Origin of the sequence: Streptomyces sp. (assembly GCF_019510245.1) — a bacterium.
Taxonomy (GTDB): Bacteria; Actinomycetota; Actinomycetes; order Streptomycetales; family Streptomycetaceae; genus Streptomyces.
In genome coordinates this window covers 22,887-46,321 of sequence record NZ_JAEKKT010000167.1, presented here as the reverse complement: position 1 = coordinate 46,321, position 23,435 = coordinate 22,887, and the positions used below count along the sequence as shown (strand labels likewise).

At 71.2% G+C, this 23,435-nt stretch carries 21 protein-coding genes and 1 pseudogene; 17 read left to right on the top strand and 5 right to left on the bottom strand.

Features of this window, described 5'->3' with window-relative positions; translation table 11 throughout:
* The 4 genes from JF597_RS32505 to JF597_RS32490 form a co-directional block, all read left to right on the top strand.
* On the top strand, positions 1-214 hold a 214-nt coding region (locus tag JF597_RS32505; RefSeq protein ID WP_294003478.1), incomplete at its 5' end, for a hypothetical protein.
* A complete protein-coding gene (locus tag JF597_RS32500) occupies positions 211-429 on the top strand; it encodes a hypothetical protein (protein ID WP_294003476.1) in 219 nt (72 codons plus the stop codon). The genes JF597_RS32505 and JF597_RS32500, both read left to right, overlap by 4 nt.
* 320 nt (positions 430-749) lie before the next feature.
* Positions 750-1,601 (top strand): hypothetical protein, encoded by an 852-nt coding sequence (locus tag JF597_RS32495; protein WP_294003474.1) that lies wholly within the window; start codon positions 750-752, stop codon positions 1,599-1,601.
* A gap of 196 nt (positions 1,602-1,797) precedes the next feature.
* Positions 1,798-2,874, top strand: coding sequence for an EamA family transporter (locus JF597_RS32490; RefSeq protein WP_294003472.1), 1,077 nt, complete (start codon positions 1,798-1,800; stop codon positions 2,872-2,874).
* Here the strand turns inward: JF597_RS32490 and JF597_RS32485 are convergent.
* Positions 2,844-2,975, bottom strand: a pseudogene (locus JF597_RS32485) (TIGR03943 family protein); the annotation flags it as partial. The gene JF597_RS32490 and the pseudogene JF597_RS32485 sit on opposite strands and share 31 nt — an antisense overlap.
* A gap of 79 nt (positions 2,976-3,054) precedes the next feature.
* Between JF597_RS32485 and JF597_RS32480 the strand changes: the two are divergent.
* The 8 genes from JF597_RS32480 (at position 3,055) to JF597_RS32445 (ending at position 13,280) form a co-directional block, all read left to right on the top strand.
* On the top strand, positions 3,055-3,849 hold the full coding sequence (locus JF597_RS32480; RefSeq protein WP_294003470.1) for a TIGR03084 family metal-binding protein: 795 nt from the start codon (positions 3,055-3,057) through the stop codon (positions 3,847-3,849).
* Positions 3,846-5,558, top strand: coding sequence for an acyclic terpene utilization AtuA family protein (locus JF597_RS32475; RefSeq protein WP_294003468.1), 1,713 nt, complete (start codon positions 3,846-3,848; stop codon positions 5,556-5,558). The genes JF597_RS32480 and JF597_RS32475 overlap by 4 nt, the downstream gene beginning before the upstream one ends.
* Positions 5,555-7,153: a carboxyl transferase domain-containing protein gene (locus tag JF597_RS32470; RefSeq protein WP_294003466.1), complete on the top strand. Its 1,599-nt coding sequence runs from the start codon at positions 5,555-5,557 to the stop codon at positions 7,151-7,153. The genes JF597_RS32475 and JF597_RS32470 overlap by 4 nt, the downstream gene beginning before the upstream one ends.
* 8 nt (positions 7,154-7,161) lie before the next feature.
* On the top strand, positions 7,162-9,006 hold the full coding sequence (locus JF597_RS32465) for a biotin carboxylase N-terminal domain-containing protein (protein ID WP_294003464.1): 1,845 nt from the start codon (positions 7,162-7,164) through the stop codon (positions 9,004-9,006).
* Positions 9,007-9,090: 84 nt separating this feature from the next.
* On the top strand, positions 9,091-10,257 hold the full coding sequence (locus JF597_RS32460; RefSeq protein ID WP_294003462.1) for an acyl-CoA dehydrogenase family protein: 1,167 nt from the start codon (positions 9,091-9,093) through the stop codon (positions 10,255-10,257).
* A gap of 58 nt (positions 10,258-10,315) precedes the next feature.
* Positions 10,316-11,911 carry a 4-coumarate--CoA ligase family protein gene (locus JF597_RS32455; protein ID WP_294003460.1) on the top strand — a complete coding sequence of 532 codons (1,596 nt, stop codon included), beginning with the start codon at positions 10,316-10,318 and terminating at the stop codon, positions 11,909-11,911.
* A complete protein-coding gene (locus JF597_RS32450) occupies positions 11,908-12,642 on the top strand; it encodes an enoyl-CoA hydratase family protein (RefSeq protein ID WP_294003458.1) in 735 nt (244 codons plus the stop codon). The genes JF597_RS32455 and JF597_RS32450 overlap by 4 nt, the downstream gene beginning before the upstream one ends.
* Positions 12,643-12,650: 8 nt before the next feature.
* Entirely contained in the window at positions 12,651-13,280 is a 630-nt protein-coding gene (locus JF597_RS32445; protein ID WP_294003457.1) for a TetR/AcrR family transcriptional regulator, read from the top strand.
* A gap of 108 nt (positions 13,281-13,388) precedes the next feature.
* Here the strand turns inward: JF597_RS32445 and JF597_RS32440 are convergent, their stop codons facing one another.
* Positions 13,389-14,489: a citrate synthase 2 gene (locus tag JF597_RS32440; RefSeq protein ID WP_294003455.1), complete on the bottom strand. Its 1,101-nt coding sequence runs from the start codon at positions 14,487-14,489 to the stop codon at positions 13,389-13,391.
* 121 nt (positions 14,490-14,610) lie between these two features.
* On the opposite strand from JF597_RS32440, the gene pdxH reads away from it, so the two are divergent.
* A complete protein-coding gene (pdxH, locus tag JF597_RS32435; protein WP_294003453.1) occupies positions 14,611-15,345 on the top strand; it encodes a pyridoxamine 5'-phosphate oxidase in 735 nt (244 codons plus the stop codon).
* A gap of 273 nt (positions 15,346-15,618) precedes the next feature.
* Here the strand turns inward: pdxH and iscB are convergent, their stop codons facing one another.
* A complete protein-coding gene (iscB, locus tag JF597_RS32430; protein ID WP_294003486.1) occupies positions 15,619-17,061 on the bottom strand; it encodes an RNA-guided endonuclease IscB in 1,443 nt (480 codons plus the stop codon).
* 431 nt (positions 17,062-17,492) lie between these two features.
* Positions 17,493-18,140, bottom strand: a complete 648-nt coding sequence (locus JF597_RS32425; RefSeq protein WP_294003451.1) for a class I SAM-dependent methyltransferase — start codon at positions 18,138-18,140, stop codon at positions 17,493-17,495.
* Positions 18,141-18,211: 71 nt separating this feature from the next.
* Between JF597_RS32425 and JF597_RS32420 the strand changes: the two genes are divergently transcribed.
* On the top strand, positions 18,212-18,652 hold the full coding sequence (locus JF597_RS32420) for a GNAT family N-acetyltransferase (RefSeq protein ID WP_294003449.1): 441 nt from the start codon (positions 18,212-18,214) through the stop codon (positions 18,650-18,652).
* A gap of 114 nt (positions 18,653-18,766) precedes the next feature.
* Positions 18,767-20,188 (top strand): PAS domain-containing protein, encoded by a 1,422-nt coding sequence (locus tag JF597_RS32415; protein ID WP_294003448.1) that lies wholly within the window; start codon positions 18,767-18,769, stop codon positions 20,186-20,188.
* A gap of 13 nt (positions 20,189-20,201) precedes the next feature.
* Here JF597_RS32415 and JF597_RS32410 read toward each other — a convergent pair whose 3' ends face one another.
* A complete protein-coding gene (locus JF597_RS32410) occupies positions 20,202-20,957 on the bottom strand; it encodes an SIS domain-containing protein (RefSeq protein WP_294003446.1) in 756 nt (251 codons plus the stop codon).
* A 359-nt stretch (positions 20,958-21,316) separates the two neighbouring features.
* Here JF597_RS32410 and JF597_RS32405 point away from each other — a divergent pair, with 359 nt between their 5' ends.
* The gene (locus tag JF597_RS32405; RefSeq protein ID WP_294003444.1) at positions 21,317-22,009 is read left to right on the top strand and encodes a metal-dependent transcriptional regulator; all 693 of its coding nucleotides are present in this window, start codon (positions 21,317-21,319) and stop codon (positions 22,007-22,009) included.
* Positions 22,010-22,513: 504 nt separating this feature from the next.
* A complete protein-coding gene (locus tag JF597_RS32400) occupies positions 22,514-23,374 on the top strand; it encodes an alpha/beta hydrolase (protein ID WP_294003442.1) in 861 nt (286 codons plus the stop codon).
* Positions 23,375-23,435 lie beyond the last annotated feature (61 nt).

Sequence of the window (23,435 nt, the reverse complement as noted above, 5' to 3'; positions counted from 1 at the left end):
AACGATGGTCGATCACGGCACCCTGCCGTACCCGCAGGGCACGCTCGTCGAGGACGGTGTCTCGGGACGCACCGGCGAGCTTCAGGGCGTGATCGAGGAACGCCTCAAGGACACCGGACGGGTCATCAGCCGCACCGCGTACATCCGCCCGCAAGGGGGTGGCATCGAGTGGGACACCCCTTTGGACCGCGTCCGTCGCGCCGGGACCGATTGAGCGTCCCGACGAAGCGCGCGGCCGTCGTCGTCCCCGGTGACGTGATCGGTTACGAGGGACAGTGGCGCAGGGTGAAGACGGCGACGGCCGCCCGGGGACCGATGGGCGGCCTGGCGATCGTGCTCACCTGGGAGAAGGGCGGCACCGCCCGCTTCCCCAGCGGGGACGAACTCCTCCTCGGCGAGCAGGACGCCGACCCAACTTTTCGCGGGTGAGCGGTGCAGGTGGGCACGTCGCCGCGTGGTGCGGTAGCTGCCATGGGGGCCGGACGCGTATGGAGACGGGGATATGCAGAGACCGACTACGGCTCGCCCCTCCCGACCACACTCTCCGGCGGCCGCCACCTGTTCCGCGACTAGTAGCCCTGGCCGGGCAGACGAGCCTGCGAGTGCTGAATGCTTGTCAAAAGTATGCCGTTACACACTTATTGCACAAAGGATCTTCAAGGGTTCTCCATCCGATTTGTACGCTGCGTGGGTCCATGGCCCGGCGGGGCGAGACCCCGGCGGACCTTTCGCGATCCCAGGAGATTCACATGCGCATACGTGTCGCGGCCACCGTTCTCTCCGGCGCGGTCGTCCTGTCCGCACTCGCTGTGCCGGTGGCCGCTCAGGCGGCGGAACATTCCGGCGCGCAGGATGGACTCGCCTCCTTCTCCGCCAAGACCGTTCACCCGAAGGACGCGCAGGGGAACATCAAGTTCTCGAAGGGCGTCGTCAACGGCGGCAAGGACATCGTCCTCGGTACCACCACCAAGAAGTCCGTCACCGCCACCTACACCGCCACCAGCGACAACGGCGTCGCGCTGACGGTGGCCGCCCTCTGGCAGGGCACCGACAGCTCCAGCGCGGCCGGCATCACCGGCGAACTGGACACCGACGACGACCCCAACTGCGTCGAGTCGACCACCCAGACCGGCGTCTACAGCTGCAAGGCCGTCTTCAACATCGACGCGGCCACCGACCTGAAGAACAACGGTGCCGCCGGCACCTGGAAGCTGTTCCTCGGCGGCTTCGACCTCTCCGCGAACGCCAGCATCGACGACAACGTCGCCACCACCAAGATCAAGAAGGCGTCCAAGCTGACCGTCAACGCCACCCCGGAGCCGGTGAAGAAGGGCAAGACCATCACCGTCACCGGCAAGCTGACGCGCGCCAACTGGAACACCGGCACGTACGCGGGTTACGCGTCGCAGAAGGTGCAGCTGCAGTTCCGCAAGAAGGGCAGCACCACCTACACCACCCTCAAGACCATCACCGCCGGCATCGGCGGCGCCCTCAAGACCACCACCAAGGCCACCGTCGACGGCTACTACCGCTACTCGTTCGCCACCAACGCCACCACCGGCGCCACGACGGCGACCGGCGACTACGTCGACGTGAAGTAACGTCCGGCCGCCGGCCGAAGATCTCTGAAGATTCGTTTCCCTACCGTTCGGCCTCGCCCCGCACCCGGGCGAGGCCGAAAGGGTGTCGACTCCGATGTCGGCTCCCTCCGCTCGGCATCTCGGCATCCAGGACAGTTCCATAAGGGGTTCACGCGCCTGTCTAGGTCCATTACCCTGGACTGAGAAGTGCATCGTAATGAACAACGAATCTCCAGGACCGCCCGTGACCACCCCCAGCACCTCGCAGTCGGCGCCGACGTCCACGGCCGCCCCGGTGTCCGCGCCCGCCACCTCCGGCCTCCCGGGCCGGCTCGGCTCGCTCGGGCCCGTCGGGCTGGTGCTGGCCGGAGGGATCTCCGTGCAGTTCGGCGGGGCCCTCGCGGTGACCCTGATGCCCCGGGCGGGTGCGCTCGGCGTGGTGACCCTGCGGCTGCTCGCGGCCGCGGTGATCCTGCTCGTCTTCTGCAGGCCACGGCTGCGCGGCCACTCCCGCACCGACTGGGGCACAGTCATCGTCTTCGGCATCACCATGGGCGCGATGAACGGCCTCTTCTACGAGGCCGTCGACCGCATCCCGCTCGGGCTCGCCGTCACCCTGGAGGTGCTTGGGCCGCTCGCCCTGTCCGTGCTGGCCTCCCGGCGCCTGATCAACGCCCTCTGGGCCGGACTGGCGCTGGGCGGTGTCTTCCTGCTCGGCGGCGGAGACTTCAGCGGCCTCGACCCCGTGGGCGTCGGCCTGGCCCTGGGCGCCGGCGCCATGTGGGCCACCTACATCGTCTTCAGCGCCCGCACCGGCCGCCGTTTCCCGCAGGCCGACGGGCTGGCGATGGCGATGGCGGTCGCGGCCCTGCTGTTCCTGCCCCTGGGCATCGCCGAGGCCGGTGGCAGGCTCCTGGACCCGACCACCGTCGCCCTCGGCTCGTCGGTCGCGGTCCTCTCCTCGGTCCTGCCCTACACCCTCGAACTCCTCGCGCTGCGCCGCCTGCCCGCGCACACCTTCGCCGTCCTCATGAGCCTGGAACCGGCCATCGCCGCCGTCGCCGGCTTCCTCGTCCTCGGCCAGGCCCTGTCGGCGACCCAGGCGGCCGCCGTCGCCCTCGTCATCGCGGCGAGCATCGGGGCGGTCCGCTCCCAGGTGGGACGCGGCCGGAAACCGGCGGTCGACGCCCGGCCGGACCCGGCGGTCGCCGCCGTCCAGCCGGAGCCGGTCGCCGCCGTCCAGCCGGAGCCGGCCGTCGGCGCTCAGCCCGAGGGGAACGGCAGCGCGTCCTGATAGCCGTTCGCCGGTCGCTGGATCTTCTTCACGGTCTGGGCGTCCAGCGCGACCGGCGCGGACTTCGTGCCCAGCTTCCCGCCGGGATGCCAGTTCCCGGTCCCGGGCTCGCGGCCACGGCTCTGCCAAATTCATGCAAGCGTGCTTGATTGTTTCCGGGGCCGCTGCCATGCTCCCCCCATGTCCGATCCGACGCCCGTCATCGACGACCTGGGTGAGGAGAGTGCGGAACTCGACCGGCTGGTAGCCGGGTTGGGAGCCGAGCAGTGGGCTCTCGCCACCCCCGCGCCCCGCTGGACCGTCGCCCACCAGATCGCCCACCTCGCCTGGACCGACCACTCCTCGCTGCTGGCCGTGACCGACCAGGACGCCTTCTCCCGCGAGGTCGAGAAGGCGCTGGCCCAGCCCGGCGACTTCGTGGACAACGGGGCGGAGGAAGGCGCCGCCAAGCCCCCCGCCCAGCTGCTGGCGGACTGGCGGGCCGGGCGCGAGGCCCTGGACCAGGCGCTGCGCGCGGCGCCCGCACGGACACGTTTCCCCTGGTACGGACCCCCTATGTCGGTCGCCTCCATGGCCACCGCCCGGTTGATGGAGACCTGGGCGCACGGCCTGGACATCGCCGACGCGCTGGGCGTGACCCGCACCCCCACCGACCGGATCCGGCACATCGCCCGACTCGGCGTCCGCACCCGCGACTTCGCCTTCGGCGTGCACGGACTGCCCGTGCCGTTCGAGGAGTTCCGCGTCGAACTGACCGCGCCGTCCGGCGAGCTGTGGACGTACGGCCCGGAGGACGCCGACGACCGGGTCACCGGACCAGCTCTCGACTTCTGCCTCCTGGTCACCCAGCGCGCCCACCGCGCCGACCTCGCCCTCGAAGCCACCGGCCCGGACGCCGACCGCTGGCTGGACGTCGCCCAGGCCTTCGCGGGCCCGCCCGGCCCCGGCCGCACCCCGAAGGGCGGCACCCCGTGACCCTGCGCGTAGGCAACGCCTCCGGCTTCTACGGCGACCGCTTCGACGCGCTGCGCGAGATGCTCACCGGCGGCGAACTCGACGTCCTCACCGGCGACTACCTCGCGGAGCTGACCATGCTCATCCTGGGCCGCGACCGGCTCAAGGACCCCGGCGCCGGATACGCCCGCACCTTCCTGCGCCAGCTGGAGGACTGCCTGGGCCTGGCCCGGGAGCGGGGCGTGCGGATCGTCACGAACGCCGGCGGTCTCAATCCGGCCGGACTCGCCGACGCCGTACGGCAGCTGGCCGACCGGCTCGGCATACCTGTGCGCGTCGCACATGTGGAGGGCGACGACCTCACCGCCGCCCACCCCGGCAGCCTCGCCGCCCACGCCTACCTCGGCGGCTTCGGGATCGCCGAGTGCCTGCGGGCCGGCGCGGACATCGTGGTCACCGGCCGGGTCACCGACGCGGCCCTGGTCACCGGGCCCGCCGCCGCCCACTTCGGCTGGGGGCCGGGGGAGTACGACCGGCTCGCCGGCGCCGTCGTCGCCGGGCACGTCCTGGAGTGCGGGACCCAGGCCACCGGCGGCAACTACGCCTTCTTCGCCGCTGCGGGAGCCGCTGCGGGAGCCGACGCCGGGGCCGGCCGTGACCTGCGACGCCCCGGTTTCCCGCTCGCCGAACTGCACGAGGACGGCAGCTGCCTCATCACGAAGCACCCCGGCACCGGCGGCTTCGTCGACGTCGGCACGGTGACCGCCCAGCTCCTCTACGAGACCGGCGGCGCCCGCTACGCGGGCCCCGACGTCACCGCCCGCCTGGACAGCGTCCGGCTGAGCCAGGACGGCCCGGACCGGGTGCGGATCGAGGGGGTCCGGGGCGAGGCCCCGCCCCCGGCCCTCAAGGTCGGCCGCAACCGGCTGGGCGGCTTCCGCAACGAGGTCGTCTTCGTGCTCACCGGGCTCGACATCGAGGCGAAGGCCGCGCTGGTGCGGGAGCAGATGGCCGACGCCCTCGCCAAGTCACCGCCGTCCGGTGTCACGTGGGAGCTGGTCCGCACCGACCGTCCCGACGCGGACACCGAGGAGAGGGCCAGCGCGCTGCTCCGGCTCGTCGTCCGGGACCGGGACCAGGAGACCGTGGGCCGGGCGCTGACCGGCGCCGCCGTGGAACTGGCACTCGCCAGCTACCCCGGCTTCCATGTGCTCGCCCCACCCGGGAAGGGCGCACCCTACGGGGTCTTCGAGGATGTGTACGTCCCCCATGGCGACGTGCCCCATATGGCCGTCCTCCATGACGGACGACGGATCCCCGTGCCGCCGGCCCAGGACACCCTCGTACTCCAGGACCCGCCCGAGCCACCCCTGCCCGAGCCGCCCCCCGCCGCCGGCCCCACCCGGCGGGCGCCCCTCGGGCTCGTCGCCGGGGCCCGCAGCGGGGACAAGGGCGGGAACGCCAACGTCGGCGTCTGGGTGCGCTCGGACGAGGCGTGGCGCTGGCTCGCGCACACCCTGACCGTCGACACCTTCCGCCACCTCCTCCCGGAGACCGCCGAGCTGCCGGTCACCCGGCACCTGCTCCCCAACCTCCGCGCCCTCAACTTCACCGTCGAGGGCATCCTCGGCGAGGGTGTGGCCGCCCAACACCGTTTCGACCCCCAGGCCAAGGCCCTCGGCGAATGGCTCCGCTCCCGCCACCTGGACATCCCGGAGGCCCTGCTGTGACGGTCATCGAGACCACCCTCGACACGCACACCCCCGACCGCCGGGCGAACCGCGACGCCATGCTCGCCAGGCTCGCCGACCTGGAGGCCGAGCACGCCAAGGCCCTCGCGGGCGGCGGCCCGAAGTACGTCGAACGGCACCGGAAGCGCGGCAAGCTCCTGGCCCGCGAGCGCATCGAACTCCTCCTCGACCCCGACACCCCCTTCCTGGAGCTGTCCCCGCTGGCCGCCTGGGGCAGCGAGTACGCCGTCGGCGCCTCGCTGGTCACCGGCATCGGGGTCGTCGAGGGCGTGGAGTGCCTCATCACCGCCAACGACCCGACCGTGCGGGGCGGCGCCAGCAACCCCTGGTCGCTGAAGAAGGCCCTGCGCGCCAACGACATCGCCCTCGCCAACCGGCTGCCCTGCATCAGCCTGGTCGAGTCCGGCGGCGCCGACCTGCCCTCCCAGAAGGAGATCTTCATCCCGGGCGGCGCCATCTTCCGCGACCTCACCCGCCTCTCGGCCGCCGGCATCCCCACCGTCGCCGTCGTCTTCGGCAACTCGACCGCCGGCGGCGCCTACATCCCCGGCATGTCCGACCACGTGATCATGGTCAAGGAGCGCGCGAAGGTTTTCCTCGGCGGACCGCCCCTGGTGAAGATGGCCACCGGCGAGGAGAGCGACGACGAGTCCCTGGGCGGCGCGGAGATGCACGCGCGCGTGTCGGGACTCGCCGACTACTTCGCCGTCGACGAACCGGACGCGCTCCGCCAGGCACGGCGCGTCGTGGCCCGCCTCAACCACCGCAAGGCCCACCCCGACCCCGGCCCGGCGGAACCCCCCAAGTACCCGGCCGACGACCTCCTCGGCATCGTCCCCGAGGACCTGAAGATCCCCTTCGACCCCCGCGAGGTGATCGCCCGGCTCGTCGACGCCTCCGACTTCGACGAGTTCAAGCCCCTGTACGGCAGCAGCCTCGCGACCGGCTGGGCCAGCCTGCACGGCTACCCGGTCGGCATCCTGGCGAACGCACAGGGCGTGTTGTTCAGCCAGGAGTCCCAGAAGGCCGCCCAGTTCATCCAGTTGGCGAACCAGCGCGACATCCCCCTGCTCTTCCTCCACAACACCACCGGCTACATGGTCGGCAAGGAGTACGAGCAGGGCGGCATCATCAAGCACGGCGCGATGATGATCAACGCGGTCAGCAACAGCCGCGTCCCGCACCTCTCCGTCCTCATGGGCGCCTCCTACGGCGCCGGCCACTACGGCATGTGCGGCCGCGCCTACGACCCCCGCTTCCTGTTCGCCTGGCCCAGCGCCAAGTCGGCCGTCATGGGCCCCCAGCAGCTCGCCGGCGTCCTCTCGATCGTCGCCAGGCAGTCCGCCGCCGCGAAGGGACAGCCGTACGACGAGGACGGCGACGCGGCCCTGCGCGCCATGGTCGAGCAGCAGATCGAGGCCGAGTCGCTGCCCAAGTTCCTGTCCGGGCGGCTGTACGACGACGGCGTCATCGACCCGCGCGACACCCGCACCGTCCTCGGCCTGTGCCTGTCCGCCATCCACACCGCCCCCTACGAAGGCGCACGCGGCGGCTTCGGCGTCTTCCGGATGTGAGGGACCACGTGATCTCGACCCTGCTCGTCGCCAACCGCGGCGAGATCGCCTGCCGGATCTTCCGCACCTGCGCCGACCTCGGCATCCGCACGGTCGCCGTGCACTCCGACGCCGACGCGAACGCGCTCCACGCGCGCGTGGCCGACACCGCCGTACGGCTGCCGGGCGCCACGCCCGCCGACACCTACCTGCGCGGCGACCTGGTAGTGAAGGCCGCCGTGAGCGCCGGCGCGGACGCCGTGCACCCCGGGTACGGCTTCCTCTCCGAGAACGCCGACTTCGCGCGCGCCGTCATCGACGCCGGCCTGGTCTGGATCGGGCCACCGCCGGAGGCGATCGAGGCGATGGCCTCCAAGACCCGCGCCAAGCAGCTCATGGGGATCGCCCCGCTCGGCGAGGTCACCGAGTCCGACCTGCCGGTACTCGTCAAGGCGGCCGCCGGCGGCGGCGGGCGCGGCATGCGCGTCGTACGCCGCCTCGACGAACTGGCCGCCGCGCTGGAGGGCGCACGCGCCGAGGCCGCGAGCGCCTTCGGCGACGGCGAGGTCTTCGTCGAGCCCTACATCGAACGCGGCCGCCATGTGGAGGTGCAGATCCTCGCCGACACACACGGCACGGTCTGGCCGCTCGGCACCCGCGACTGCTCACTCCAGCGCAGACACCAGAAGGTCATCGAGGAGGCACCGGCACCCGGACTCCCCGAGGGCCTGGTGAAGGAACTGCACGCACTGGCCGTGCGCGCCGCACGCTCCGTCGCCTACGTCGGCGCGGGCACCGTCGAGTTCCTCGTCGCCGACGGCAAGGCGCACTTCCTGGAGATGAACACCCGCCTCCAGGTGGAACACCCCGTCACCGAGGCCGTGTTCGGCCTCGACCTCGTCGCCGAACAGATCCGCGTCGCCGAGGGCCACGCCCTTCCCCTCGACGCCCCACGCGCGCATGGCCATGCGATCGAGGCCCGCCTCTACGCCGAGGACCCCGCCCGCGACTGGGCCCCGCAGACCGGCACCCTGCACCGCCTCGCCGTACCGGACGGCGTCCGCCTGGACACCGGCTACACCGACGGCGACGAGATCGGCGTCCACTACGACGCGATGCTCGCCAAAGCCGTCGCCCACGCCCCCACCCGCGCGGAAGCCCTGCGCAAACTGGCCCACGCCCTGGAACAGGCCACCCTGCACGGCCCCACCACCAACCGCGACCTCCTCGTCCGCTCCCTGCGCCACCAGGAGTTCGCGACGGCCCGCATGGACACCGGCTTCTACGACCGCCACCTCACCGCACTCACGGCCCTCGCCGCCGACCCGCACGCCCCCCTCGCCGCCGCCCTGGCCGACGCCCACGGCCGCTCCCGCTTCGGCGGCTGGCGCAACCTGCCCTCCCAGCCCCAGACCAAGCGCTACCTGATGGCGGGCGAGGAGCACGAGGCCCACTACCGGCACACCCGCGAGGGCCTCACGGCAGAGGGCGTACGGGTCGTGCACGCCGATACGCGTCTCGTCGTACTCGACATCGACGGCGTGCACCGCAAGTTCGCGGTGGCGCGTTACGGCGACCGGATCCACGTCAACAACCTCACCCTCACCGCCCTGCCCCGCTTCCCCGACCCCAAGGCCCAGTTGGCTCCGGGGTCCTTGCTGGCACCGATGCCCGGAACGGTCGTACGGATCGCCGAGGGGCTGGCCGAGGGAGCATCGGTCGAGGTCGGCCAACCGCTGCTCTGGCTGGAGGCGATGAAGATGCAGCACCAGATCACAGCGCCGGTGACGGGCACGCTGACCGAGCTGCGAGTGGCCGTAGGACAGCAGGTGGAGCCCGGCTCTCTCCTGGCGGTGGTACAGGCGCCCCTTTAGGGGCGCTCGGGGCACCCCCGGCCGAAGGCTGGGGGGAGGAACTGCGCGAGCAACCACACCCAACCCGCACCCGAAGGAGCCACGATGAGCCCTCAAATCGAAACCGACGAACACAAGGCACTCCGCGCAGCGGTGGCCGCCCTCGGCGCCAAGTACGGCCGCGACTACATCACCCGCACCATCGCCGAAGGCCGCCCCCCGACCGAACTCTGGCAGGAAGCCGGAAAACTCGGCTACCTCGGCGTCAACCTCCCGGAGGAACACGGCGGCGGAGGCGGCGGCATCGCCGAACTCTCCATCGTCCTGGAGGAACTCGGCGCCGCCGGCTCCCCACTCCTCATGCTCGTCGTCTCACCCGCGATCTGCGGCACCGTGATCGCCCGCTTCGGCACCGACCAACAGAAGCGGGCCTGGCTGCCCGCACTCTCCGACGGCACCCGCCTCATGGCCTTCGGCATCACCGAACCCGACGCCGGCTCCAACTCCCACCGCATCACCACCACCGCCCGCCGCGACCCGGCGAGCGGCGACTGGCTGCTCACCGGCCGCAAGGTCTTCATCTCCGGCGTCGACATGGCCGACGCCGTCCTGATCGTCGGCCGCACCGAGGACGCCCGCACCGGACGCCTCAAGCCCTGCCTGTTCATCGTCCCCACGGACGCCGAGGGCTTCCAGAAACGCCCCATCGACATGGAACTCAGCGCCGCCGAGAAGCAGTTCGAACTGACCCTGGACGACGTACGCCTCCCCGCCGACGCACTCGTCGGCGACGAGGACGCGGGACTCCTCCAGCTCTTCGCCGGCCTCAACCCCGAGCGCATCATGACCGCCGCGTTCGCCATCGGCATGGGCCGCTACGCCCTCTCCAAAGCGATCGGGTACGCGCGCGACCGTACCGTCTGGAAGACCCCCATCGGCGCCCACCAGGCCATCGCCCACCCCCTCGCCCAGGCGCACATCGACCTCGAACTCGCCCGCCTGATGATGCAGAAGGCAGCCCACCTGTACGACGCGGGCGACGACATCGGCGCAGGTGAAGCCGCCAACATGGCGAAGTACGCGGCAGGCGAGGCCTGCGTGCGGGCCGTCGACCAGGCCGTGCACACCCTCGGCGGCAACGGACTCACGCGGGAATTCGGGCTCGCCTCGTTGATAACGGCCGCGCGCGTGGCTCGTATTGCTCCGGTGAGCAGGGAGATGATTCTCAACTACGTCTCCCACCAGACCCTCGGCCTGCCCAAGTCGTACTGAGGCCCCACTCAGGTCGCACGCAGGCCGAACTGAGGCCCGAGGCCGCCTTGGAGGAACCGTGTTCCGCAGCGAGTACGCAGACGTTCCGCCCGTAGAACTGCCCATCCACGAAGCCGTACTCGGCCGGGCCGCCGAGTTCGGCGACGCCCCCGCCCTCATCGACGGCACCGACGGCACCACCCTCACCTACGCACAACTCGACCGTTTCCACCGGCGGATCGCCGCCGCGCTCGCCGACGCCGGCGTCCGCAAGGGCGACGTACTCGCCCTGCACAGCCCCAACACCGTCGCCTTCCCCACGGCGTTCTACGCCGCCACGCGCGCGGGCGCCTCCGTCACCACCGTGCACCCGCTCGCCACTCCCGAGGAGTTCGCCAAACAGCTCAAGGACTCCGCGGCCCGCTGGATCGTCACCGTCTCACCGCTCCTGGAGACCGCCCGCCGAGCCGCCGAACTCGCCGGCGGCGTAGCGGAGATCTTCGTCTGCGACAGCGCACCCGGACACCGCTCACTCATCGACATGCTGGCCAGTCAGGCCCCCGAGCCGCAGGTCGACATCGACCCCGTCGAGGACATCGCCGCACTGCCGTACTCCTCCGGCACCACCGGCGTCCCCAAAGGCGTCATGCTCACCCACCGGCAGATCGCCACCAACCTCGCCCAGCTGGACGTCTCCGTGCCGTCCGGCCCCGGCGACCGCATCCTCGCCGTCCTGCCGTTCTTCCACATCTACGGCCTCACCGCCCTCATGAACGCGCCGCTGCGCAAGGGCGCCACCGTCGTCGTCCTGCCCCGCTTCGAGCTGGAGACCTTCCTCGCCGCGATCCAGAACCACCGCATCACCGGCCTGTGGGTCGCCCCGCCCATCGTCCTCGCCCTCGCCAAGCACCCACTGGTCGAGCAGTACGACCTGTCCTCCCTGAAGTACGTCATGAGCGCCGCCGCACCCCTGGACGCCCAACTCGCCACCGCCGGCGGACAACGCCTCGGCCTGCCGCCCGTCGCCCAGGGCTACGGCATGACGGAACTCTCCCCCGGCACCCACATCGTCCCCCTCGACGCCCTCGGCGAGGCACCGCCCGGCACCGTCGGCAAGCTCATCGCCGGCACCGAGATGCGGATCGTCTCCCTCGACGACCCGCACAAGGACCTCGGCGTCGGCGAACCCGGCGAGATCGCCATCCGCGGCCCCCAGGTCATGAAGGGCTACCTCGGCCGCCCCGACGCCACCGCCGACATGATCGACACCGACGGCTGGCTGCACACCGGCGACGTCGGCCACGTCGACGCCGACGGCTGGCTGTACGTCGTCGACCGGGTCAAGGAACTCATCAAGTACAAGGGCTTCCAGGTGGCCCCCGCCGAACTGGAGGCGCTCCTGCTCACCCACCCGGGCATCGCCGACGCCGCCGTCGTCGGCGCCTACAACGAGGACGGCAACGAGATCCCGCACGCCTTCGTCGTCCGCCGGCCCACCGCCGGCGACCTGACCGAGAACGAGACCATGCTCTACGTCGCCGAACGCGTCGCGCCCTACAAGCGCGTCCGCAAGGTCACCTTCATCGCCGGAGTGCCCCGTGCCGCCTCCGGGAAGATACTCCGCCGCGAACTGCGCGCCCTCACCAAGACCACGGAACCGGAGGAGCGCCCATGACGTCGATCGGACGGACACACACGCGTGCCGTCACCACCCTCAGCCTCGACGCCACCACCACCCGCAACGCCCTGTCCGCCGCCCTCGTCGCCGAACTCGCCGAGGCCCTCACCGACTGCGCCAAGGACCCCGACGTCCGCGCGGTCGTGCTCACCCACACCGGCAGCACCTTCAGCGCCGGCGCCGACCTGCGCGACCCGCCCCACCCCGACGCGCTCGTCGGCCTCCTCCGCCAGATCGTCGAACTGCCCAAACCGGTCGTCGCCCGCGTCACCGGCCACGTCCGCGCCGGCGGCCTCGGTCTCCTCGCCGCCTGCGACATCGCCGCCGCGTCCACCGAGTCCACCTTCGCCTTCACCGAGGTACGCATCGGCGTCGCCCCCGCGGTGATCTCCCTGCCCCTCCTCCCACGAACCGACCCCCGCGCCCTCGCCCGCTACTACCTCACCGGCGAACGCTTCACCCCGCCCGAAGCCGTACACCTGGGCCTCCTCACCACCACCGCCGACGACGTCGACACCGCCCTCGCCCCCGTCCTCGACGGCCTCCGCCGCTGCGCACCCCAGGCCCTGGCCGCGACGAAACAGCTGCTCACGGCTAGGGTGCTGGAGACATTCGACCGGGACGCGGGCACCCTCACCGCACTCTCGGCCAGGCTGTTCTCCTCCGACCAGGCCCGCGAGGGGATGACGGCCTTCCTCGAACGACGGGACGCGGCGTGGGTGGTGTGAACACAAGGGTGACGACGGGGACGACCGCGGGGACGGCCACGGGGACCACCGCGGAGGAACGCGCCCCGAAACAGGACCGCAGCCGGGCCACCCGGCAGCGGCTCCTGGAGGCCGCCGTCGCCTGCCTCGCCGAACACGGCTGGACGGGCTCCACGGTCGCCGTCGTCGCCGAACGCGCCGGCGTCTCCCGGGGCGCGGCCCAGCACCACTTCCCGACCCGCGAGGACCTCTTCACCGCCGCCGTCGAATACGTCGCCGAAGAACGCTCCACAGCCCTGCGCGCCCTGTTCCCCGAGGACACCACCGGCGACCGCCGAGCAGCCGTCTCCGCCATCGTCGACCTCTACACCGGCCCCCTCTTCCGCGCCGCCCTCCACCTCTGGGTCGCCGCCTCCAACGAGGACCAGCTCCGCCCCCGCGTGACCGAACTGGAGGCCCGGGTCGGCCGCGAGACCCACCGCATCGCCGTCGACCTCCTCGCCGCCGACGAAACCCGCCCCGGCACCCGCGAAACCGTCCAGGGCCTCCTGGACATGGCACGCGGCCTGGGCCTCGCCAATCTCCTGACCGACGACAGGGCACGGCGGGAACGCGTGGTGACACAGTGGGCGGCACTGCTGGACGAGACGCTCGGCTGAAGCGCCCCTTCCAGGGGCGCTGGGGGTACCCCCGGCCGAAGACCGGGGGAGGAACTGCGCGACCAGCCCCCACGCACCCGCACCCGCCCACGCACGCCCACAGGAAACTCAGTGGGCGATATCCGCAAACCCCCCGATGTCCTGAGGCTTCCGCACCCCCGGCCCCACATACCGCGCCGACGGCCGCACCAGCCGCCCGGTCCGCTTCTGCTCAAGAATGTGCGCCGACCACCCGGCGGTCCTCGCACACGTGAACATCGACGTGAACATGTGCGCCGGCACCTCCGCGAAGTCCAGCATGATCGCCGCCCAGAACTCCACGTTCGTGGCCAGCACCCGGTCCGGCCGCCGATTGTGCAACTCCTCCAGCGCCGCCTTCTCCAGCGCCTCCGCGATCTCGAACCGCGGCGCCCCCAGCTCCCGCGCCGTCCGCCGCAGCACCCGCGCCCGCGGATCCTCCGCCCGGTACACCCGGTGCCCGAACCCCATCAGCCGCTCACCACGGTCCAGCGCCCGTTTGACGTACCCCACCGCGTCCCCGGTCCGCTCGATCTCCTCGATCATCCCGAGCACCCGCGAGGGCGCACCCCCGTGCAGCGGCCCCGACATGGCCCCCACCGCACCCGACAGCGCGGCGGCGACGTCGGCACCGGTCGAGGCGATCACCCGCGCGGTGAACGTGGACGCGTTCATCCCGTGCTCGGCAGCCGAGGTCCAGTACGCGTCCACGGCCGCCACATGCTTCGGATCCGGCTCCCCCCGCCACCGGATCATGAACCGCTCGACCACCGAGTGCGCCTTGTCGATCTCCCGCTGCGGCACCATCGCCAGCCCCTGCCCGCGCGCGGACTGGGCGACGTACGACAGCGCCATGACCGCGGCCCGCGCCAGGTCCTCGCGGGCCTGGTCCGCATCGATGTCCAGGAGCGGCTTCAGCCCCCACACCGGCGCCAGCATGGCGAGCGCCGACTGCACGTCCACCCGGATGTCACCCGAGTGGACGGGGATCGGGAACGGCTCGGCCGGCGGCAGCCCCGGATTGAACGCCCCGTCGACGAGCAGCCCCCACACGTTCCCGAACGAGACATGCCCGACCAGATCCTCGATGTCGACGCCCCGGTACCGCAGGGCGCCGCCCTCCTTGTCCGGTTCGGCGATCTCCGTCTCGAACGCGACGACTCCTTCGAGCCCAGGCACGAAGTCGGACATGGGGCGGCTCCTCATGGGTGTAGGCGGAGGCAACTGCACCATAACTCCGAGTGCCACAGATGGGGAGCCCAGCGGCACTCAGTGCCACCATAGGTATGCGTCACATGTGCCCCGGACCCATATGTGCATACGGCAAGATGACCGCGTGACCGACCGTGACGCCGCCGCCTCCGACGAACCCGTCCTCGACCCCGCCGCGATGCGCAAGCACTACCGGGCCGAGGGAATCGACGAGCACGACCTGGCCGCACACCCCATGGACCAGTTCACCCGCTGGTTCGAACAGGCCGCGCGGGCCGCCGCTGGGGGTACCCCCTCTGGGGGAGGCATGATCTACGAACCCAACGCGATGGTCGTCGCCACCGCCGACGCCGAGGGCCGCCCCAGCTCCCGCACGGTCCTCATGAAGCAGTACGACACCCGGGGCTTCGTCTTCTACACCAACTACGACTCCCGCAAGGCCCAGGACCTCGCCGCGAACCCGTACGTCTCGCTGGTCTTCCCCTGGCACGCCATCGCCCGCCAGGTCGTCGTCACCGGCACCGCCCGCCGCACCGGCCGCGACGAGACCGCCGCCTACTTCCGCACCCGCCCGCACGGCTCCCAGCTCGGCGCCTGGGCCAGCACCCAGTCCACGGTCATCTACTCCCGCGCCGAACTCGACGCCTCCTACGCGGAGCTCAGCGCCCGCTACCCCGAGGGCGAACAGGTCCCGGTCCCCCCGCACTGGGGCGGCTTCCGCATCGCCCCCCAGACCGTCGAGTTCTGGCAGGGCCGCCAGAACCGCCTCCACGACCGCCTCCGCTACGTCGCCGACCCCGCCGGCACCTGGCACGTGGAACGCCTCAGCCCCTGAGCCCTAGGGCCCGCACACGCAGACGACCCGCGAGCTCGGGTCCCTCCGCCATACGGCGGAGAAGCCGGCCGGACGTACCGGCGAGCTCGCGGGTCGGGTGACTGCGTTGGATTAGGCCGGCTGCGTGCATCTCGTGCACGCCGGTCCGGCACCGCACATCGTGTGGTGGCGGGCCGCTAGCCCGCAGCCACCTCTTCCGTCCGATATGCATACATCTACCGAACCACCTCCCTTCCGAAGTATCAGCAACTCTAGGAAGCTGTTCGGAAGGACTCAACTGTTTTTTGGAGATGCTGGCGGAATGAGTTCAGGCCGAGTGCTGTAGCCGTATCCGTCGCCCCGCTGCAGAAGTCGCAGATTCCGGTGGCGAACGTTGAACCGGCCGAACGTCGTGCTGAGGCTGTGCTGCCCCATGGCACGGACAGAGATACGCCCGGTCCAGGTGCCCGCCCACCTGCCTGACGGAACCACGGCGCGGACGAGGTCCCCTGTGAAGTATCCGAAGTGCTGTTTGGTACGAGAGCGCTGTAGGCGCGGGAATCCGTACCGATCGGGTGTGGTGCGTGCGTACGAGCCGCGGCCGGTGGCTTTCGCGATCAGGACCCGTTCGGGGAACCTCACGATCGCGTCTCCGCCCTCGTGATCGAGGTGTCCGACGGCCAGCGCGTCGAGGGTGTGTGTCTTGCTGAGGCCGGTTGTCACGCGGTTGGCCATGGTGAGGTGGCCGGGCCAGGCATGCACAGGCTTGCCCAGGGTCTCCAGTGCTTCCGCGAGCCTCGCCTGCGTCGCGTTCATGGCGGCGGCGTCCCGCAGGGGCGTCTTGAGCTGGCCAAGAACCTTGGCGAGGCGGTCGGGGTGGTGGGCGAGGAAGGACTCGACGGAGCGGTTGTCCTTGGCTTTGTTGCAGGGGACGCAGGCGAGGACGAGGTTGGTGATGCGGTTCGAGCCGCCGTGGCTGCGAGGCCGTACGTGGTCGATGTTCAGGGGGACGCCGGTGGCGCCGCAGTAGGCGCAGGCGCTGTTCCACTTGGCGTGGAGGTACGTGCGTGTGGTGCTGCCGGCGAGTGGGCCCTGGGCGTGGTCCGTGCCGTGGAGGCGGCGCCCCGCGCTCATGGAGTGGGTGTCGAAGGTCGTGCGTTCGAGGTGGATCTCGGTGACGGGTGCGTAGCGGCAGAGGCGGTTGGCCAGGGAGAACGTGGTGTCCACGCGGTGGCGGAGGGACGGCGGGAGCCAGCCCTGTGCCACGCTGCGGTTGTTCGATCGCGGTGTTCGGTAGCGGCAGTGTGCCGAGCGCCGTCGATGCCGGTATCCGGCGCGTTGCCCCATGGTGTGGTGGATCTGGTCGCCGCGGTGCTGGAGTTCGATCGAGAAGAGTCCGCGCCGCGCGGCGACGACGCGGCCGTCTCCTCCGGTCTCCTTCTTCTCGTCGGTGAGGGCGAGTCCGGTGCCTTTGGAGCCGGGGTCGATGCGCAGCTGAACGCCGTCGACGGCCGATTGGGCGAGTGTGCGGTCCTTGAGCCGGATGGCGAAGGGCGTCTGTCGTACGACGACGGCTCGTCCTTTCCGGAGGAGTTCACGGGCGCGGGCCGGGTGGCAGGGCATGAGCGGGTGCCCTTCCTTGGACAGGACGAAGACTCTGTCGGCGCCGCTTCCGCCCGTGTACTGCGGTGTGTGCGTGGGAGCGTCACCGCTCCCGTTCTCTGCCGCCTGCGCCACCGGGGCGGCGCGTTTGGCGTGTCGCCGACGGGCCTTGGTGCGGGTCCCGTCGGTCTCCCCTCGCCCATGTTCCCTGCCGGTGCCCCGCGCGGTGGCGGGGTGTCCGTGAGCCGTTTCGTCCCTGCTCCCGGGGGTGTCTGCGCTCACGGGTTCCAGAGCAGGCTGCTGAGGAAGCACAGCCTGGTGGGTCTGCTCGCCTGCGGGAAACGTAGTCATCGGGGGCACCTCCCTGATCCTGCGATCGTGATGACTGGGGCTGGTCACTCGACGGCCCTGTGGCCGGGGAACGAGTGACCTCCTTTCGGCGTATGCAGGTGAAACTACTGATCCGGACCGCAGCTGTTGCCTTGATCGAGCCAGAGTCGCTCGTCTGTGCGGATCTGGCCGGTCTCCCGAACGCGCACGTGATTTCCCTGCTAGGCGCCCGAGGCTCACCGCTTGCGGGCCAGTAGTTGCAGGGCCTGTGACTGGTGGCCGTTCATGGTGTTGACCTTGAGCGGGTGCTCGTCCATGCAGTCGAAGGCGGACAGAAGAGTGTGCAGCTCTGAGGTGTCGTAGTGTCGGCAGACGGCGCCGTCGTCGGTGGTGAACACCCCGTATGGGGTGTTGTACCGATCGGCGTGGGTGGCGTAGCGATTTCGGTTTCGTTCGTCGTCCTGTAGGACCATGTCGCTGACGTAGAGCAGCCCGCCGGGTGCCAGGACGCGGTGCACTTCGTTGACGAGTGCCTGCTGGGCATCGTCGTCCGGGACGCAGGTCAGGACGGCGAACAGGAGGACGACATCGACGCTCCCCGAGTCGCGGGGCAGTTTCGGTGGGGTCGTCAGGACCGTGAACCGCAGGTCCGGGTTGAGTCGGCGGGCGCGTTCTATCAGAGCGGGAGAGGGGTCGACGCCGGACACGGCGGAGAAGCCGTGCTCGCTCAGTTCGGCCGTGACGCGTCCGTATCCGCAGCCGTAGTCCAGGATCCGCGCGGTCCGGTTCACTCCGGACAGCCAGGTGAGGTTCACCGGGTGGGTGAACGTCTTCGCGGCTCCGGCGCCGTCCCAGTACGCGAGCTGATTGCCGAGATCCTTCATGCGTGTGCAGCGTATGGCTCCGTGGTGCTTTCCTGCGGTGCTGGTTGGTCGATTTCTGAGGAGGGTGGCGCGTGAGTGGTTTCCGGGTCGGGCTTGTGGACGGGGACGAGGCGCTGGAGGAGTGGCGGTATGTGCACAACGTGGTGGTGCCGGCTGCTGCGATGTCGGTCGGGGAGGCGCGGGAGCGGCTTGTGCGGGGGTATCGGCTGGAGAACGCGTATGACGGGGACGTGCTGGTGGGGTGTTCGACGGTGCGGCCTGTCGTCGGTGGGGTGGTGACGGTGATCGCGCGGGTGTTGCCGGAGTTTCGGCGGCGGGGGTTCGGGGCGGCTTTGTACGAGCATGCGCTGGGGTACGCGCGTGTGCAGGGGGCCGAGGTCGTCGAGACGTGTGTGCTGGGCGTCAACGAGGACGGGTTGCGGTTCGCGCGGCGGTACGGGTTTGCCGAGGTGGAGCGGTATGTGCTCGACGGGGAGAGCGACGAGTGGGTGGATCTGCGGCTCGTGCTGTGACGGGGCGGCGGGCGGCGCGTTGCAACGATTCCTTCAATCTTGCGGGAACACGGTGTGGGCTGCGTCACGTTCGAGTTGAATGAAGGGCAGTGAGTGAGCCTGATGGGGGTCCAGGTGAGTGCTTCCCGGCGTAGTGGGGCCACGGACGAGCTGGGGCCCGACGAGCCCGAGCCGGAGCCGGAGCGGGATGTTCCGGAGGACTCGGGTGGGTCCGACCTGCTCGCGGCGCTGCTCGACGGCATGGATGCGGCCTTGTGTGCCTTCGACGCGGACGGGTTCGTCACCCACTGGAACCGTGAGGCGGAGCGGATTCTCGGGTGGACGGCGGCCGAGGCGGTGGGCCGGCACGGGTTCGCCGGGTGGGCGGTGCGGGAGGCGGACGCCCACGAGGTGGAGGGGCGGCTGCTGTCGGCCATGCATGCCCCGGGGCGTCAGGTGCACGAGTTCGCGCTGCTCACGAAGGACGGCGGGCGGGTGCTCGTACGGACGCAGTCGGCGGCGGTGCGTGGGCCGGACGGGAAGCCGGCGGGGGTGTACTGCGCGTTCAGCGAGGTGCACGCGCAGATCGACCTGGAGCGGTCGATCGCGCTGAGCGAGGCGCTGTTCGAGGACGCGGCCTGGGGTGTGGTGGTCGTGGACGCGGATCTGCGGCCGGCCGTCGTCAACGCGTATGCCGCGCGGGTGCTCGGTATCGGGCGTACGTCGGCGCTCGGGCGGCCGCTGGGGGAGTTGCTGGCGCTGGGCGTCGAGGATCTGGAGAGCGCGCTGACGCATGTGCTGGCGGAGGGGGCGCCGCCCGCGCCGGCCGAGATGTGGCTGAGCGTGCGGACGCCGGAGGGCGAGCAGCGGCGCTGCTGGCGGTCGGGGTTCCTGCGGTTGGCGTCGCCGCTTGCGGAGGAGCCGGTGCCGCTCGGGGTCGGCTGGCTGTTCCAGGACGTCACGGAGGCCAAGCACGCCGAGCAGGAGGCGGCGATGCTGCGCTTCCGGGCCAACCAGCTGCATCGTGCGGCGCGTGCGGCCGCGGAGTGTGAGGAGCCGGCGGAGGCGGCCACCGTCCATCTGGACTTCGCGCTGGCCGGGTTCGCCGACCATGCGGTGATCGACCGGGTGGTGGGCGGTTCCCGGGCCGACGGTGAGGTGGGGCCGGTGCGGCTGGTGCGGATCGCGGCCACGCCGTCGGGGGCGCCGGGGCCGAGCATGCTGACGGGCGCGGCGGGGCTGCCGGTGCGCTACGAGGAGGGGCATCCGGCGTTGCAGTGCGTGGCGCGGGCCGGGAGTGTGCGGGCGGATGCCGGTTCGGTGCCGCTGGACCGGGCGCGGGAGTGGGCGCTGGACCGGCAGTGGCCCGGGGACGCGGTGCACGCGTTGTGCGCGGTGCTGCGCAGCCGGGGGCGGACGCTGGGTGTGGTGACGTTCCTGCGCGGGGCGGGCCGCAGCCGTTTCGAGCGCGCGGACGCGACGTACGCCGAGGACGTGGCGGTGCGTATCGCCACCGCGCTGGATCTGGCCCACCTCGCGAAGGACCGCCGGCAGTAGCGGCCGGCGTGCCTCACTGCTGGTAGAAGATCCGGTCGCGGTACTCCTCGAACACGCGGGCGTTCCATTCGTGGCCGCCGTCGACGTTGCCGGAGCGCAGCAGCGGGGGTTCGGTGCCGCGGTCGGCGAGGGTGGCGGCGGTGGTGGCGAGGACGGCCTGGAGCAGGGCGCTGGTGACGACAGTGGAGGCGGGTGCGAAGGGCGCCGGGATGGTGTCGAGGGTGAGTTCGGCGTCCCCGACGGCGATCTTCGAGTCGAGGACGATGTCGCAGTGGTCCTTGAGGTAGGTGCCGGAGGAGTGCCGGGAGGTGGTCTCGGTGGCGTACGCCACCGAGGTGACGCCGATGACCTTGGCGCCGCGCCGGCGGGCCTCGAGGGCCATCTCGACGGGCAGGGCGTTGCGGCCGGACAGGGAGATGACCACGAGGGCGTCGCCGGCGCGCAGGGGTGAGGTGTCGAGGACGGCGGTGGCGAGTCCGTCGACGCGTTCGAGGCGGGAGCCGAGGGTGGCGGGCATGACGTCGACGCCGACGAGGCCGGGGGCGGCGAGGAGGTTCATGAGGGCGAGGCCGCCGGCGCGGTAGACGACGTCCTGGGCGGGGAGGGAGGAGTGGCCGGCGCCGAAGGCGAAGAGGCGGCCGCCGGAGGTGACGGTGTCGGCGAGGAGGGTGCCGGCGGCGGTGATGGCCTCGGCCTCCTCGTCGCGGGCCCGTTGCAGGAGGCCGATGGCGGCGTCGAAGAACAGGTCGGCGGGCGTGCCGTCGCTCATGCGGGCCCCTTTGCACGGTCGGCGTCAGCGTCTGTGTCGCGGATCACCCTCAGGTCTGGACCAGTGTCGTGTCAATACGGCCGGTGATTCCGTGCGGGCGGGTGGGGGCCGGAGCGGGTGGGGACGCCCCGGCGGCACGACTGCCCGCGGTTGAGTAGCCCCGTAAGGGGCGCCGGGGGAACCCCCGGCCGAAGGCTGGGGGAGGAACTGCGCGATCAGCCCGCACCGGCCCGCGGGTGAAGGTCGGCCCGCCCCCCGTTCTTCCGGTGTCCCCCGCTTGTCAGTGGGATCCGGCAGAATTGGTTACAGGGCCAGCGCACGCCGCCGGGGCTTCCGGCAGAGGTAATCGAGGGGCACGAATGTCCGGACTGATCGACACCACGGAGATGTATCTCCGCACCATCCTCGAGCTCGAAGAGGAAGGCGTCGTCCCCATGCGCGCCCGCATCGCGGAGCGGCTCGACCAGAGCGGGCCGACGGTGAGCCAGACGGTGGCGCGGATGGAGCGGGACGGTCTGGTGTCCGTCGCCACCGACCGGCACCTCGAGCTGACCGACGAGGGGCGCAGGCTGGCGACGCGCGTGATGCGCAAGCACCGGCTCGCCGAGTGCCTGCTGGTGGACGTGATCGGCCTGGAGTGGGAGCAGGTGCACGCCGAGGCGTGTCGCTGGGAGCACGTGATGAGCGAGGCCGTGGAGCGCCGCGTCCTGGAGCTGCTGCGGCACCCGACCGAGTCGCCGTACGGCAATCCGATCCCGGGTCTGGAGGAGCTGGGCGAGAAGGACGGCGCGGACCCGTTCCTGGACGAGAGCATGGTGTCGCTGGCCGACCTCGACCCGGGTGCGGACGGCAAGACGGTGGTGGTGCGCCGGATCGGTGAGCCCATCCAGACCGACGCGCAGCTGATGTACACGCTGCGGCGGGCCGGTGTGCAGCCCGGTTCGGTGGTGAGCGTGACGGAGTCGGCCGGCGGGGTGCTGGTGGGCAGTGGTGGCGAGGCGGCCGAGCTGGAGTCGGACGTCGCCTCCCACGTGTTCGTCGCCAAGCGCTGAGCGCCAACCGCTCGGGCAGAACCAGAGCATCGTTCAACTTCTGTTGCCGGTGGGGAAGTTGAGGTTTCCGCCCGGCGTCTTTGCCGCCTGTGTCGAACGCGTCGAATCCAAGATCCAGTGCGCCGAATCGCAGCGCTGGAACGTTTCGCGTGCAAGGCTGTCGCGAGAGGCATATGACCTGAGGGGGCGGGGAGGATGTGCCGAAGACGTGGGGTTGGCCCCGGCACCTTTCGGTGCCGGGGCCTGTCCTCCCCAGTGCTGACCCGGAGCCCCGAGCTCTCAGGGTCATCCCCTCGGACCGTTTTCCCCGAGCGGCCCGCCCCCCGCAGAACAAATCCCCCCGGCGGCGCCGATCATGCCTGGGGAGGGGTCACTCGAATGAGGGGTGTTGCCCGCAGGAAGCCGATTTTCGAATAGGGGTTCGATAGTCTGCAGTGGTACCGGAGCACCACGAAGCGATACGAGGCGACACAGGCACGCGGAGCTAGGGGGGGTGCCAAGCCCATGGCACGGCGCATCGACGTGACAGGAGCCGGCGGCGTACACCTCGCCGCCTGGGAGTTCGCGGACCCGCCCAAGACGGAGGATCCGGACCACACCTCTCCCGGCGTGCTGTTACTGCACGGCCTGATGGGCCGCGCCTCGCACTGGGCGTCCACCGCCCGCTGGCTCGCCGGCCGGCACCGTGCCGTCGCACTCGACCAGCGCGGCCACGGCCAGAGCGACAAGCCCCCGCAGGCCGCGTACACCCGTGAGGCGTACGTCGAGGACGCCGCGGCCGCCGTCGAGCAGCTGGGCCTCGCCCCTGCCGTGCTCATCGGCCACGCCATGGGCGCGCTGACCGCCTGGCAGCTCGCCGCGAAGCGCCCCGAACTGGTACGGGGCCTGATCATCTGCGACATGCGGGCCTCCGCGCTCGGCGCGGCCTCACAGCGTGAGTGGGCCGACTGGTTCAGGTCCTGGCCCGTTCCCTTCGCCACGCTCGCCGACGTACGCAAGTGGTTCGGCGAGGACGATCCCTGGGTGGAGCGGCCGAACCCGGCGCGCGGGGAGTTCTACGCCGAGGTGATGCACGAGGGCGCCGACGGCTGGCGGCCGGTGTTCGACCCCGACCGGATGCTGAGGTCCCGGGAGACGTGGGTGTACGACGCGCACTGGGAGGAGCTGGCCCAGGTGCCGTGTCCCACGCTGGTGGTGCGCGGGGTGGACGGGGAGCTGGGGCGGGCGGAGGCGCAGGAGATGGTCCGGGTGCTGCCGAAAGGGGAGTACGCGGAGGTGGCGGACGCGGGTCACCTGTTGCCGTATGACCGGCCTGAGGCCTGGCGGGCGGCGGTGGAGCCGTTTCTTGATCGGGTGGGGGAGTGAAGAGCGCCCATGGGGCAGGGGCCGCGCGACGTAGGCGGCCGCGGGTGCGTTGTGGCTGGTC

Coding starts and splice junctions, on each gene's coding strand:
- JF597_RS32495 (WP_294003474.1), top strand. CDS start 750: ATGCGCATACGTGTCGCGGCCACCGTTCTCTCCGGCGCGGTCGTCCTG.
- JF597_RS32490 (WP_294003472.1), top strand. CDS start 1,798: ATGAACAACGAATCTCCAGGACCGCCCGTGACCACCCCCAGCACCTCG.
- JF597_RS32480 (WP_294003470.1), top strand. CDS start 3,055: ATGTCCGATCCGACGCCCGTCATCGACGACCTGGGTGAGGAGAGTGCG.
- JF597_RS32460 (WP_294003462.1), top strand. CDS start 9,091: ATGAGCCCTCAAATCGAAACCGACGAACACAAGGCACTCCGCGCAGCG.
- JF597_RS32450 (WP_294003458.1), top strand. CDS start 11,908: ATGACGTCGATCGGACGGACACACACGCGTGCCGTCACCACCCTCAGC.
- JF597_RS32440 (WP_294003455.1), bottom strand. CDS start 14,489: ATGTCCGACTTCGTGCCTGGGCTCGAAGGAGTCGTCGCGTTCGAGACG.
- pdxH (WP_294003453.1), top strand. CDS start 14,611: ATGTGCATACGGCAAGATGACCGCGTGACCGACCGTGACGCCGCCGCC.
- JF597_RS32425 (WP_294003451.1), bottom strand. CDS start 18,140: ATGAAGGATCTCGGCAATCAGCTCGCGTACTGGGACGGCGCCGGAGCC.
- JF597_RS32410 (WP_294003446.1), bottom strand. CDS start 20,957: ATGAGCGACGGCACGCCCGCCGACCTGTTCTTCGACGCCGCCATCGGC.
- JF597_RS32405 (WP_294003444.1), top strand. CDS start 21,317: ATGTCCGGACTGATCGACACCACGGAGATGTATCTCCGCACCATCCTC.
- JF597_RS32400 (WP_294003442.1), top strand. CDS start 22,514: ATGGCACGGCGCATCGACGTGACAGGAGCCGGCGGCGTACACCTCGCC.